Origin of the sequence: Streptomyces sp. NPDC049915, from assembly GCF_040656475.1 — a bacterium.
Classification (GTDB): domain Bacteria; phylum Actinomycetota; class Actinomycetes; order Streptomycetales; family Streptomycetaceae; genus Streptomyces.
This window is the reverse complement of sequence record NZ_JBFAMH010000002.1, coordinates 449,095-461,754: the sequence shown is the minus strand read 5'-3', so window position 1 is coordinate 461,754 and position 12,660 is coordinate 449,095. Positions and strand designations below refer to the sequence as shown.

Annotated in this window: 9 protein-coding genes; 7 read left to right on the top strand and 2 right to left on the bottom strand. The window is 73.5% G+C overall.

The window, feature by feature from the left end:
- Positions 1-195: 195 nt before the first annotated feature.
- The 7 genes from AB0J12_RS04460 to moeZ all read left to right on the top strand — a co-directional run bounded on the left by AB0J12_RS04460 (position 196) and on the right by moeZ (position 9,269).
- On the top strand, positions 196-1,212 hold the full coding sequence (locus tag AB0J12_RS04460) for an alpha/beta hydrolase (RefSeq protein ID WP_363262666.1): 1,017 nt from the start codon (positions 196-198) through the stop codon (positions 1,210-1,212).
- 269 nt (positions 1,213-1,481) lie between these two features.
- Positions 1,482-2,861 (top strand): DUF3152 domain-containing protein, encoded by a 1,380-nt coding sequence (locus AB0J12_RS04455; protein ID WP_363262665.1) that lies wholly within the window; start codon positions 1,482-1,484, stop codon positions 2,859-2,861.
- Positions 2,862-3,126: 265 nt separating this feature from the next.
- On the top strand, positions 3,127-4,851 hold the full coding sequence (locus tag AB0J12_RS04450) for a DUF3492 domain-containing protein (RefSeq protein ID WP_363262664.1): 1,725 nt from the start codon (positions 3,127-3,129) through the stop codon (positions 4,849-4,851).
- On the top strand, positions 4,848-6,221 hold the full coding sequence (locus AB0J12_RS04445) for a hypothetical protein (protein ID WP_363262663.1): 1,374 nt from the start codon (positions 4,848-4,850) through the stop codon (positions 6,219-6,221). The genes AB0J12_RS04450 and AB0J12_RS04445 overlap by 4 nt, the downstream gene beginning before the upstream one ends.
- 106 nt (positions 6,222-6,327) lie before the next feature.
- A complete protein-coding gene (locus AB0J12_RS04440; RefSeq protein WP_363262662.1) occupies positions 6,328-7,287 on the top strand; it encodes an NAD-dependent epimerase/dehydratase family protein in 960 nt (319 codons plus the stop codon).
- Positions 7,275-8,027, top strand: a complete 753-nt coding sequence (locus AB0J12_RS04435; protein ID WP_363262661.1) for a spherulation-specific family 4 protein — start codon at positions 7,275-7,277, stop codon at positions 8,025-8,027. Before AB0J12_RS04440 ends, AB0J12_RS04435 begins: the two co-directional genes overlap by 13 nt.
- A 63-nt stretch (positions 8,028-8,090) precedes the next feature.
- Complete coding sequence (moeZ, locus tag AB0J12_RS04430) at positions 8,091-9,269, top strand: adenylyltransferase/sulfurtransferase MoeZ (protein ID WP_363262660.1); 1,179 nt, start codon at positions 8,091-8,093, stop codon at positions 9,267-9,269.
- 68 nt (positions 9,270-9,337) lie between these two features.
- Here the strand turns inward: moeZ and AB0J12_RS04425 are convergent, their stop codons facing one another.
- Positions 9,338-10,882 carry an alpha/beta hydrolase gene (locus AB0J12_RS04425; protein WP_363262659.1) on the bottom strand — a complete coding sequence of 515 codons (1,545 nt, stop codon included), beginning with the start codon at positions 10,880-10,882 and terminating at the stop codon, positions 9,338-9,340.
- Between the two features lie 131 nt (positions 10,883-11,013).
- Entirely contained in the window at positions 11,014-12,558 is a 1,545-nt protein-coding gene (locus AB0J12_RS04420) for an alpha/beta hydrolase (protein WP_363262658.1), read from the bottom strand.
- Positions 12,559-12,660 lie beyond the last annotated feature (102 nt).

Genomic DNA, 12,660 nt, shown 5'->3' with positions numbered 1-12,660 from the left:
CGGCTGTACGCGCGTGCGGATGGGGCGGATGCCGTACCCGCGTGTGCGTGCCCGGCGCGTGCCGGTCGTACGCGCGTACGTGACCGACCTGTCCCGGTCCTACGCCCGCGACGGCCATGTGCCCCTTGGGGTTCCGGCGACCCCTGTGATGGCGAACACGTGAACCAATGCGTGATCGTCTCGTAACATTGCCGCATGTCTTCGACCGAGCTGCCGTCCGTGCCGCCCACCGACCTGGCCCCGAAGGCGGCGCCCGTCAGGGTCGCGGAGGGCGAGCGGCTGACATCGGTCGGACTGCCCGGCATCACTCTCACCGTGCGCTCGCGGCCCGCCGCTCGTGAGGGACTGCCGCCCGCGCTGTACGTCCACGGGCTCGCCGGCTCCTCGCAGAACTGGTCGTCGCTCATGGCCGAGCTGGACGGCGTCGTGGACAGCGAGGCCGTGGACCTGCCGGGGTTCGGCGACTCGCCACCGCCGGACGACGGCGACTACTCCATCAGCGGGCACGCGCGTGCGGTGATCCGCTACCTCGACTCCTCCGGGCGCGGACCGGTCCACCTGTTCGGCAACTCCCTCGGCGGGGCCGTCGCCACGCGCGTGGCCGCCCTGCGCCCCGACCTCGTGCGCACCCTGACGCTCGTCTCCCCCGCGCTGCCGGAACTGCGCATCCAGCGCTCCGCCGTACCGACGGGGCTGCTGGCCGTGCCCGGCGTGGCCGCGCTGTTCACGCGGCTGACCCGCGACTGGACGGCCGAGCAGCGCGTCCGCGGCTCCATGGCCCTGTGCTACGGCGACCCCTCGCGCGTGTCACCGGAGGCGTTCCGGTACGCCGTGGAGGAGTTGGAGCGGCGCATGCGGCTGCCGTACTTCTGGGACGCCATGGCGCGCTCCGCGCGCGGGATCGTCGACGCCTACACACTGGGCGGCCAGCACGGGCTGTGGCGCCAGGCCGCCCGCGTCCTCGCGCCCACCCTGCTCGTCTACGGCGGCCGTGACCGGCTCGTCGGCTTCCGCATGGCCCAGAAGGCGGCGCGCACCTTCCGCGACGCCCGCCTGCTGACACTGCCGGAGGCCGGACATGTGGCGATGATGGAGTACCCCCGGGCCGTGGCCACCGGGTTCCGTGAGCTGCTGACCGACGTGGAGAGGGCCGCTTCCGGCTCCGCCGTCATGTCTTTGTCCGCATCCGAGTCCGCGAGCCAGGGGAGCTGAGGCGCGACGTGGGACGCCACAGCAGGCGGGGGCCCGCGCCCAAAAAGGCGCCTGGCGACACCACGGGGGCAGCGGGGGCGAGGCGTGCGGAAACGCCGGCTCCGCAGCCGCCGACACCGGGGGCGGGGGAGGACACGGAGGACTACGTCAGGGGTCCGGCAAGATCCGGGGCGCCTGGCGGGTCTGGCCGGCCTGCCGGGTCCGGCGGGCCTGGCGGGTCCTGGGCCGGTCCCGGCTCCGCCCATGGCTCGCCGGCGCCGGGTGCGCCGATGCCTGCGCCTGGTGCCCGGATGCCTGGTGCGCGGATGCCGGGTGGGCGGATGCAGGGCATGCCTGCGCCGGGTGCGCCTGCGCAGGGTGGGAGGAGGCCGGCTGAGGGGATGCCTGCGCACGATGTCCCCCGGTTCCCCGGCGGCACCCCCGCGCACGGCGTCCCCCGCGTGCGGGGTGGCCATCCCGAGCAGCGCGAATCCGGCGGTGGCTGGGGCGAGTTGGCCGGACCCGGTGGAGCAGGGCGGGCGCGCCCTGCGGGGCCGCAGGTCGCCGGTGTTCCCCTGCCGCGGCAGCGGAAGGCCTCGTCGGCCGGCCCCCGTCAGGACTATCTCGACGCCTTCGAGGGCTTCGACGGCGACGGCCGCGACCCCCGCGACCTCGGCGGCGAGGCGGGCGACGGCCGAGGGGGCCCCGGCCCCCGCGACGATGTCTTCGTCCGCCCCCGGACCACCCCTGACCGGCCCGCCGGCCCCTCCGCCGCGGCCGGGGCCGACTCCGCTGTCGCCCCGCCCGGTGCCCACACACCGGACTCCGGTCTCACCGCCGACGATCAGCCCGACCGTGCGAAGGGCGGCAAGAGCGGCAAGGGCCGCACGTTCACCGGCATCGCGGCCGCCGCCGTCACCACCGTGCTCGCGGTCGTCGTGGCCGGACAGGTCGCCGGTGGCCACGGGGACGGCGTCCACGCGCAGTCGGCCACCGACCAGGCGCGTGACGGCCGTGACTCCGCCTCGCGCGGCGACGGCCGGCCGAACGCGGCGGCGCCGGCCGCCCCGCTGACGTACGAGAAGAAGATGGCGCGGAAATACCCGCTCGGCGCCACCCTCAAGGGCCCGGGGGCCTTCGAGGCGGTGCCCGGCACCGACAAGGCGCCCGGCAAGGGGCAGAAGTACACCTACCGCGTGGACGTGGAGCAGGGCCTCGGTCTCGACGGCGCACTGTTCGCCGAGGCTGTGCAGAAGACGCTCAACGACCCCCGCAGCTGGGCGCACGGCGGCGCGCGCACCTTCGAGCGCGTCTCCTCCGGCAAGCCCGACTTCGTCATCACGCTCGCCAGCCCCGGTACCACCGCCGCCTGGTGCGCCAAGTCGGGCCTGGACACCACCGAGGACAACGTCTCCTGCGACTCGGCCGCCACCGAGCGCGTGATGATCAACGCCTACCGGTGGGCGCAGGGTTCCCCGACGTACGGCGAGCAGATCCACGCCTACCGGCAGATGCTGATCAACCACGAGGTGGGCCACCGTCTCGGTCACGGCCACGTCACCTGCGACAAGGACGGCGAGCTCGCCCCGGTCATGCAGCAGCAGACCAAGTTCCTGGACCACGACGGCATCCACTGCCGGCCCAACCCTTGGCCGTATCCGGGCCGATGACGGCCGTCTGACGGCAGGCCCGCCCGCCACCCCCGAGCCGGGACGCGGCGGCGCTCGGCACCGGCGTGCCGGATGACGTTTCGCAACCGCCTGATCTCTTAGCGCGACCGAACGCGAACCGCACGGCAAAGTTACTCCCGTTCACCCCTTTTGGTGGCGCGACGGACAACCGTCCGTCGCGCCACCGCCTTGTCCGCATACGTTCGTCCCGCTGCGAGCCGCCGGACCAACGGCGGCTCCCCACACGGAGATCGGGGGTGTACGCGTGCGTATCGGACTGGTTACGGAGGGTGGCTACCCGTTTCTGAGCAGTGACGCCGGGCCGTGGTGCGACCGGCTCGTGCGCGGGCTGGGGCAGCACGAGTTCGACGTCTACGCGCTCAGCCGCAGTCGGTGCCAGGAGGACGAGGGCCGGGTTCCGCTGCCGCCGCAGGTCAGCGGGGTGCGTATGGCGCCGCTGTGGACGGCCGAGGACGACGGCGTGAGGTACGGGCGCCGCGCGCGCCGGCGGTTCGCCGAGTGTTACGGCGAGCTGGTGGCCGCGGTCTGTGCGGAGCCGTCCGCCGGCCCGGCGCACGCCCCCGAGGCGGACCGTTTCAGCAACGCGCTGTACGGCCTCGCGGACCTCGCCCGCGACGAGGGCGGACTGGTCAGCGCGCTCCGCTCGGAAGGGGCGGTACGCGCCCTCGAACGCGCCTGTCGCGCGCCTGGCGCACTGCGCACCGCACGGGATGCCCGGGTACCGGACCTCCTCACGGTCGCCGCCCACCTGGAGAGCGCCCTGCGCCCCCTCTCCCTCGACTGGTACGACGACGCCGGGCTCGGCTCGGCCGACCTGTGCCACGCCGCCTCCGGTGGCCCGGCCGCCCTGCCCGGCCTGCTCGCCGGTCACTTCTTCGGCGTACCCCTGCTGGTGACCGAGTACGGCGTCCGGCTGCGCAGCCACTATCTGGCGCACGGCGGCGCCGGCCCGGACGCCGCACCCGCCGTACGGGCCCTGCTCGCCGCCTTCCACGGGCGGCTCGCCGGCGAGGTCTACCGCCGGGCCGCCTGCGTCACGCCCGGCAACGCGCACGCCCGCCGCTGGCAGGAACGCTGCGGCGCCGACCGGGACAAACTGCGCACCGTCTACCCGGGCATGGACGCGAGCCGTTTCGCCGAGGTGGGCGAGGCGCCCGACGCCGCCGACCCCGGCACGCTCGTGTGGGTCGGCCGGATCGAACCGGCCAAGGACCTGGTGTCGCTGCTGCACGCCTTCGCCGAGGTCCGCAAGGAGGAGCCGGGCGCGCGTCTGCGGATCGTCGGCCCGGCGGCCGGCGCCGAGGGCGAGGCGTACCTGGTGCACTGCCGGGCGCTCGCCGCCCAGCTCTTCCCCGACGAGGCCGACGGGCTGCATACCGTCGGCGACAACCCCGTCTCCTTCGAGGAGATCGGCGGCCCGGAACTGCCCACCCCCGCGGACGCCCACGCGGCGGGCGCGGTCGTCGTGCTGTCCAGCGTCGTCGAGGGCTTCCCGATCGGGCTCGTCGAGGCCATGTTCTGCGGCCGCGCGACCGTCTCCACGGACGTCGGCGCCGTCGTGGAGGTCATCGGCGGCACCGGCCTCGTCGTACCGCCGCGCAACCCGCGGGCGCTCGCCGAGGCGTGCGTGGCGCTGCTGCGCGACCCCGAGCGCCGTGCGCGCCTGGGCGCGGCCGCACGCGCGCGGGCGCTGGAGCTGTTCACCGTCGAGCAGAACGTCGCGGCATTTCACGGCATTTACCTGGAGCTGGTCTCCCGCTGCCCGGTCAACCGCGTCGTCCTCGACGACACCGGCGAGCCCCTGCCGTTCGGCGTCCCGGCCGAGGCGCATGTGCCGGGCCGCTGGACCGACTCCGGCGGCGCCCGCGTGATGGCCGGCGGCGGCCCGGGCTGGGCCACGGCATCCCCTGTACGGGCGGCGGCCCGGGCCGGCACCGCGCCGGTCCCGGCGGGGGAGGGGGCGCGATGAGCGGCACGGGAGAGTTCGACCGCCCGAGTGCGCCCAGCAGCCCCGGCCCGTGGGACACGCGGTCGGCACAGCTGCTGGACGAGGCCTTAGCGGGGGCGAACGCCCACGGCACGCGCGCAGCCGGGCCTTGGGTGAACGCCGACGGCACACACGAAGCCGGGGAGGACCGGTCGGTCACGGAACGGCCCGACGTACCGGACCGCTCCCCGGCCACCACGACCTCCGTGGCATCCGCCGCCTCCGCCGACCGCAAGCCCCCCGCCCCCCGGCGCGGAACCGTGGACCCCGTGAAGGCCCTGATGCACCGGCACCGCGAGCTGTGCGAGCGGGCCGTCGACCCACTGGAGATCGCGGCCGGTCTGGAGGCGCACGGTGTCACCGACCGCACCGCCGCCCGCTTCCGCCACCGGGACGTCTTCTCTCTCGCGGAGGAGATGTACGCGCGCGTGCCCCGCCCGGGCGACGCCCCGGCACAGCCCCCGGCCACCGCCACCGCGGAGCGGCCGCGCACGGCCTGGCTGCTGCTCTCCCTGCTGCCCGGCACCCTCTGCGCCGCGACCGTGGCCGGTCTGCGCCTCACCGACGGCCGCCCACGCCTGTTCGTCGCCCTGGCCGGCGTCCTCGCCGTGGCCGGCGCACTGCGGGCCGTCCTGCGACGGGAGCCGCTCGGCGCCCCGCACCGCCTCCACCCGGGCGTGCGCCGCGCCGGCACTCGCGCGTGGACCTGCTGGCTGCTCGCCTACGCCGCTCTGGGCGACGCCCTGCTGTCGGACGCCGTCACCGGAGGCCCCGACGGCCTGCCCGACGGCACCGCGACGGGCGCATGGCCCCTCGCCGCCGCCCCTGTCCTGGCGCTCGCCCTCGCCTGCGCCCCCGCCGCCTGGTGCGCGCACCTCCTCTCGGCCCGCGCACGCCGCAAACTCGCCACCAGCCGCGGCCTGGAGGAGTTCGCCGCCGCCGTACGGCCCCTGCTGCTCGGCGTCTTCGCCCTGTTCCTGGCCGCGCTCACCGCTCTGCTCGCCCTGTGCGCGGCGGTCCTGGGCGAGAGCGCCGGCTACGCCCAGGCGCTCACCCTCGGCGCGCTGCTGCTGCTCGCCCGGCTCCTGACCATTCACGGCTTCACACGCGCCCCCCGGTTCCTCCTCGCCGTCACCGCGGGCTGCGAAGCCGCCGTCCCGGCCTTGGTCTTCAGCGCCCGCCTGCCCGGCTGCGGCTTCCTGGCCACCCCGGTCGAGGCCCTCGTCGGCGCCCTGGGCTCCGGCTCCGTTCCCGCCCTGCTGTGCGGGGCGGCCGCACTGACTCTGCTGATCCACGCGACCCGCACCCTCACCCGGGCCTCGGCCCACGCGCGAGCGGACCACCACCGGTGAGCCGCCGGCAGCCCACCTCCCACCGGGCCGCACGCCATCGCAACATCCCTGAAGGAGAAGACCAGATGATCACCTCCCGTGAGGACTCGGCCTGGGGAGCCGCCCGATGAGGGTCCTGCTGATCGGAGCCAACGGCTTCCTCGGCCGCTTCGTGGCCGACCGCCTGCTCGCCGACCCGGCCGTCCAGCTCACCGCGCTCGGCCGCGGCGACGACGCCGACGTCCGTTTCGACCTCGCCAGCGGCAGCCCGGGTGCGCTCACCCGCTTCCTGGACGCGGTGCACCCCGGCGTCGTCATCAACTGCGCCGGCGCCACCCGCGGCGGTGCCCGCGACCTGACGAGGCACAACACCGTCGCCGTCGCCACCGTCTGCGAGGCCCTGCGCCGCAGCGGCTGCGGCGCGCGTCTGGTGCAGATCGGCTGCGGCGCCGAGTACGGCCCCAGCCAGCCCGGCTCCTCCACCGCCGAGGACGCCGTGCCACGCCCCGGCGGCCCGTACGGCGTCAGCAAGCTCGCCGCCACCGAACTGGTCCTCGGCTCCGGCCTGGACGCCGTCGTGCTGCGGGTGTTCTCGCCCGCCGGGCCCGGCACCCCGGCCGGCTCCCCGCTCGGCCGGCTCGCCGAGGCCATGCGGCGCGCCATGCAGTCCGGCGACGGTGAGCTCAAGCTCGGCGGCCTCGGCGCGCAGCGGGACTTCATCGACGTCCGCGACGTCGCCCGCGCCGTGCACGCCGCCTCGCTGTCGGCCGCGCAGGGCGTCATCAACATCGGATCGGGCCGCGCCGTACGGCTGCGCGACGCCGCCGCGACCCTCGCCCGGGTCGCCGGATACGGAGGCGCGCTGCACGAGCTGGACGGCCCGCCCGGGCCTCTCAGGTCGACGATCGGCCACCCGCGCGCCGACTCCGACCACGTCGTGCCGGTGGCGTACCCGTACCCCGACGGCTGCGGCAGCTGGCAGCAGGCCGATGTGCGCACCGCGCGCGACCGGTTGGGCTGGCGGCCGCGGATCAACCTCGAAGAATCCCTCGCCGACATCTGGATGGAGGCGGCATGCCGCATCTGACCAGCACGACAGCGGGCTCCGCCGGCACGGTCCTGCGCACCGGCCTCGGCATCCCCGGCCTCGCCCACCCCCTTGTCGCCCCGGCCGAGTGGGGCGAGCTCACCCGGCCGGGCACGCCGCTGCACTGGGTCGTCCTCGACGTCGCCGACGGCCCCGGTGCCCGCCCCGACCCGCACTGCCTGCAGGCCGCCGGCCGGCTGCGCAACGCGGGCGTGCGCGTCCTGGGCCGGCTGGACGCCGCGCGCATGTCCGGCGATCTGCTCGGCGACGCGGAGCGCTACCTCGACTGGTACCAGGTCGACGGCTTCCTGCTGCACCGCTGCCCCGTCGACCGCGCCGACCTCCCGGCGGTGCGCCGCACGGTCTCCGCGCTGCGCGCCCGGCGTGACGATGCCCACATCGTCCTGGGCCACGGCACCCACCCGTACCCCGGCTACGCCGAGAGCGCCGACCAGCTGGTGACCTTCAGCGGCGCCTGGAGCGACTACCGCTGGTCGCAGGCGGCCGAGTGGACCGCGGACCATCCGCCGGAGCGCTTCTGCCACTTCGTGCACGGCGTGCCCCAGCCGCACCTGGAGGAGGCGCTGCGCATCGCCCGCTGGCACGGCGCGGCCACGATCTGGTTCACCGACCGCGTGGCAGACGGCGGCCGGGGATGCGACAGCACGGACGCGTGGACCACGATGCCCGGCTTCTGGGACGACATCGTCTCGCGTGTCGGGACAGGTGTCTCGGAATGAAAAAGGCCATGGCACTGTTACGGGGAGAACAACCGTAGTGATTGACCGACCAACGGAGTCCCCGTGTCGTTGCCACCCCTGGTCGAGCCAGCAGCTGAGCTCACCGTAGACGAGGTCCGCCGGTACTCCCGCCACCTGATCATTCCCGACGTGGGGATGGACGGGCAGAAGCGGCTGAAGAACGCCAAGGTGCTCTGTGTGGGCGCCGGCGGCCTGGGCTCGCCGGCGCTGATGTACCTGGCCGCCGCGGGCGTCGGCACGCTCGGCATCGTGGAGTTCGACGAGGTCGACGAGTCGAACCTGCAGCGCCAGATCATCCACAGCCAGTCCGACATCGGCCGTTCGAAGGCGGAGTCGGCCCGCGACAGCGTCAAGGGCATCAACCCGTACGTGAACGTGGTCCTTCACGAGGAGCGGCTCGAGGCCGACAACGTGATGGACATCTTCAGCCAGTACGACCTGATCATCGACGGCACGGACAACTTCGCGACGCGTTACCTGGTCAACGACGCGTGCGTGCTGCTGAACAAGCCGTACGTATGGGGCTCGATCTACCGCTTCGACGGTCAGGCCTCCGTCTTCTGGTCCGAGCACGGTCCTTGCTACCGCTGCCTCTACCCGGAGCCCCCGCCCCCCGGCATGGTCCCCTCCTGCGCCGAGGGCGGCGTGCTGGGCGTGCTGTGCGCGTCTATCGGCTCCATCCAGGTCAACGAGGCCATCAAGCTCCTCGCGGGCATCGGCGAGCCGCTGGTCGGCCGCCTGATGATCTACGACGCCCTGGAGATGACCTACCGCCAGGTCAAGGTTCGCAAGGACCCCAACTGCGCGGTCTGCGGCGAGAACCCGACCGTCACCGAGCTCATCGACTACGAGGCCTTCTGCGGCGTCGTGTCCGAGGAGGCCCAGGAGGCGGCCGCCGGTTCGACGATCACTCCCAAGCAGCTCAAGGAGTGGATCGACGACGGCGAGAACATCGAGATCATCGATGTCCGCGAGCCCAACGAGTACGAGATCGTGTCCATCCCGGGCGCCCGTCTCGTCCCGAAGAACGAGTTCCTCATGGGCACCGCCCTCGAGGGTCTCCCGCAGGACAAGAAGATCGTCTTGCATTGCAAGACGGGTGTCCGCAGTGCGGAAGTCCTCGCGGTCCTGAAGTCCGCGGGCTTCGCCGACGCGGTCCACGTGGGCGGCGGAGTCATCGGCTGGGTCAACCAGATCGAACCGCACAAGCCGGTCTACTGAGTCGCAGCCCCGCTGTGCGTGGCGGGGGTTCCGGGTGCCTTCCACGGCGTCCGGGGCCCCCGCCTTCTTCATGAGCAGACCGTGTCGGGCTTCGGCAGTGTGCCCTTCAGCAGGTACGCGTTCACCGTCGTGTCCACGCAGTCGCTGCCGCTGCCGTACGCTCCGTGGCCCTCGCCCTTCCAGGTGAGGAGGGTGCCGACGTTCTTGCCGAGTTCGTCGGCCATGCGCCGCGCTCCCTCGTAGGGTGTGGCCGGGTCGCCCGTGTTGCCCACGACCAGGACGGGGGCCGCGCCCGGGGCGCTCACCTGCGGTGTGTCGTACTGGCCCGGCACCGGCCAGTCGTGGCACCAGCCGGCCGTGTCCCAGGCGAGGAAGGGGCCGAAGACCGGCGAGATGCGGGTGAAGGACGCCAGACGCTGCCGCGTCTGCCGCGATGTCGGGCGCTGCTTCTCGTCCAGGCAGGATATGAGCCGCTGGGAATGGGACGAGGTGCCGTAGTGGCCCGAGACGTCGCGTTCGTTGTAGCCGTCGGCGAGGGCCAGCAGCTCCGTGCCGTCACCGCGTTCCGCCGAGCCGAGCGCGCTCGTCAGGTTCGGCCAGCTCTGCTTGCTGTACAGGGGCAGGACGATGCCGGTCACCGCGAGGGTCTGGGTCAGCTTCCGTCCGGACGCGGTGGGCAGCGGACGGGTGTCCAACCGGTTCACCAGGTCGGCGATCTCGCGGGTGCCCTGCTCCGGGTCCTGGCCGGTGGACTTCAGATAGTCGTCCAGCGCCCGCTGGAAGCCGCGGGTCTGGTTCTCGGCGTGGCCCACGGTGTCGGCGCTCGGGTCGACCACCGCGTCGAGGACCAGCCGGCCCACGTTCCGCGGGAACAGATGGGCGTAGACGCCGCCCAGCTCGGTGCCGTAGGAGATGCCGAAGTAGTGCATCTTCGCGTCGCCGAGTACCTGGCGCATCAGGTCCATGTCGCGTGCGGTGTCGGTGGTGGACACGTGCGCCATCAGCTCGCCGGCGGCCTGCCGGCAGCCCTTGCCGAAGGCGGTGGCGTCGCCGAGGAACGCCCGCTCCTCGGCCGGTGTGTCCGGTGTCGCGTCGACCGCCTCGGCGGCCTCGATCTCCCGGTCGCCCCGGCAGCGCACGCCCTCGCTGGCGGCCACCCCGCGCGGATCCCAGCTGACCAGGTCGTAGTGTTCCCGCAGCCGCGAGACGAGCGGTGCGTACGACGGCAGGCCGGCCACACCGGAGCCGCCCGGCCCGCCGAAGTTGAACAGCAGCGAGCCGATGCGGTCGCCGCCGTCGGCCTTGGCCCGGATCAGGGCGAGGCCGATCGTCCGGCCGGCCGGACGCGACCAGTCCAGCGGTGCCAGGAGCGTGGCGCACTGCCACTCGCCGCTCGGGGCGGGGGAGTCGGCGGTGCCCTTGCAGCGGCCCCAGTCGAGCCTCTGCGCGGTGAGCGCCGACGGTAGTCCCGCTGCCGTGCCGGGGGCGGTGGCCGACGGGTGTGTGTCGCTCCCCTCCGGCTTGCCGCCCTCGGGTGACGAGCCCCCGCCGCAGCCGGACAGCAGCAGCGCGGCAGCGGCTGCGAGCGCCGCCCACCGGATCGAACGTGCCATGCGCCTTACCCCCCTCGTGGACCGTCCGCACCGGGCGGCGAACGGCGGTCAGGCCATCGTAGGTGGACCGGGCGGGTCCGGGTGGAGCCTGTGGATAACCCTGTGACCTGCGTCTTTGGCCCGATGCTGGGTCACGAGCAGACCGTGCCGGCCGGCGGTACCTTCCCGTCCAGCAGATAGCCGTTGACCGCGGACTGCACGCATTTGTTCTTGCTGTCGTAGGCGCCGTGTCCCTGTCCCTTGTACGTCAGCTCCACTCCCACGCCCTTGCCCAGGGCGTCGACCATCTTGCGGGCGCCCTCGTACGGCGTGGCCGGGTCGCCGGTGTTGCCCACGACGAGGATCGGGGCCGAGCCGGGCGCGCTGACGTCGGGGTGGTCGGAGGCGCCGGGCACCGCCCAGTCGGTGCAGCTGACCATGGACCAGGCCAGGAAGTCGCCGAACAGCGGCGAGGCGGCCCGGAAGGCGGGCAGCTTCTTCTGCACGTAGTCGGCGGTGTAGCGGGCTTTGTCGTCGGCGCAGTTGATGGAGACGTTGGCGGCGGTGATGTTGCTGTACTCACCGTTCTCGTTGCGCCCGTTCATCGAGTCGGACAGGGCCATGAGGATCCTGCCGTTGCCGCTGTAGGCCTCCTGCAGTCCCTCGGTGAGGTACTCCCAGAAGTCCTTGGAGTACAGGGCCTGCGCGATGCCGTTGGTGGCGGCGGTCTGGGTCAGCTGGCGCGGGAAGATACCCGGGATCGGCTTGCGGTCCAGGTCCCTCAGAAACGTGGCGATGCGGTCCTTGACGGCCTGCGGCGTGTCCCCGAGCGGGCAGTCCTCCGTCTTGGAGGTGCAGTCCTTCGCGAAGTTGTCCAGGGCGAGCTGGAAGCCCTCGGCCTGGCCGAGCGCGCCCTGCTCGGCGTTCTGCGTCGGGTCGACGACCGCGTCGAACACGGCCCGTCCGACGTGCCGTGGGAACAGGTGGGCGTAGACGCCGCCCAGCTCGGTGCCGTAGGAGATGCCGAAGTAGTACAGCTTGGCGTCGCCGAGGACCTGGCGCATCAGGTCCATGTCGCGGGCCGCGTCCGTGGTGCGCACATGCGGCAGGACCCGCTTGGAGTTGTGTGCGCACGCCGAATTGAAGTCTTTCGTGTTGTCGAGGTACGTCGTGCGCTCGGCGGTGTCGTCGGGAGTGGCGTCCTGCTGGAAGTAGGCGTCCAGCTGCTGATCGTCCTCGCACTTGACCGGCGCGCTGCGGCCCACCCCGCGCGGGTCGAAGCTGACCAGGTCGAAGCGGGTGCGCAGGGTGGCGTAGTCCTGGCCGAAGGCGGGCAGCGTGGTCACGCCGGAGCCGCCGGGGCCGCCGAAGTTGAAGATCAGCGAGCCGATGCGCCGGTTCTGCGGGCCGCTGGCCTTGGCCCGGATGAGCGCGATGCCGATCGTGTCGCCCTTGGGCTTGGCCCAGTCGAGGGGGGCCTTCATGGTCGCGCACTGCCACTGGCCGCCGTTCGGCAGCGCGGAGGGAGCGTTGCCGCCGCCCTCCGCCTGCGAGGGGGCGGGGCAGTCCTTCCAGCTCAGCTTCTGGTCCGTCAGGTCCTCGTCCTTGTTGTCGTCACCGCAGGCCGTCAGGGCTGCCGACAGCAGCAGGGCGGTGGCGGTCAGGGCGGCGGCGCGCAGCCGGGAGGGGTTGGGCATGATCCCATCGTGCGGTCACGCCCGCCCACGCGCGCGGGGCGCGGGCCGTTGGGGGGACGCAGGGCGGCAGCGCTTTTGCGGGGGCCCCGCGACTCTCCTCGC

Excerpts from the sequence above, each read along its gene's own strand:
- AB0J12_RS04445 (WP_363262663.1), top strand. The coding sequence starts at position 4,848 with ATGAGCGGCACGGGAGAGTTCGACCGCCCGAGTGCGCCCAGCAGCCCC.
- AB0J12_RS04420 (WP_363262658.1), bottom strand. The coding sequence starts at position 12,558 with ATGCCCAACCCCTCCCGGCTGCGCGCCGCCGCCCTGACCGCCACCGCC.
- AB0J12_RS04435 (WP_363262661.1), top strand. The coding sequence starts at position 7,275 with ATGCCGCATCTGACCAGCACGACAGCGGGCTCCGCCGGCACGGTCCTG.
- AB0J12_RS04425 (WP_363262659.1), bottom strand. The coding sequence starts at position 10,882 with ATGGCACGTTCGATCCGGTGGGCGGCGCTCGCAGCCGCTGCCGCGCTG.
- AB0J12_RS04460 (WP_363262666.1), top strand. The coding sequence starts at position 196 with ATGTCTTCGACCGAGCTGCCGTCCGTGCCGCCCACCGACCTGGCCCCG.
- AB0J12_RS04440 (WP_363262662.1), top strand. The coding sequence starts at position 6,328 with ATGAGGGTCCTGCTGATCGGAGCCAACGGCTTCCTCGGCCGCTTCGTG.
- AB0J12_RS04455 (WP_363262665.1), top strand. The coding sequence starts at position 1,482 with ATGCCTGCGCCTGGTGCCCGGATGCCTGGTGCGCGGATGCCGGGTGGG.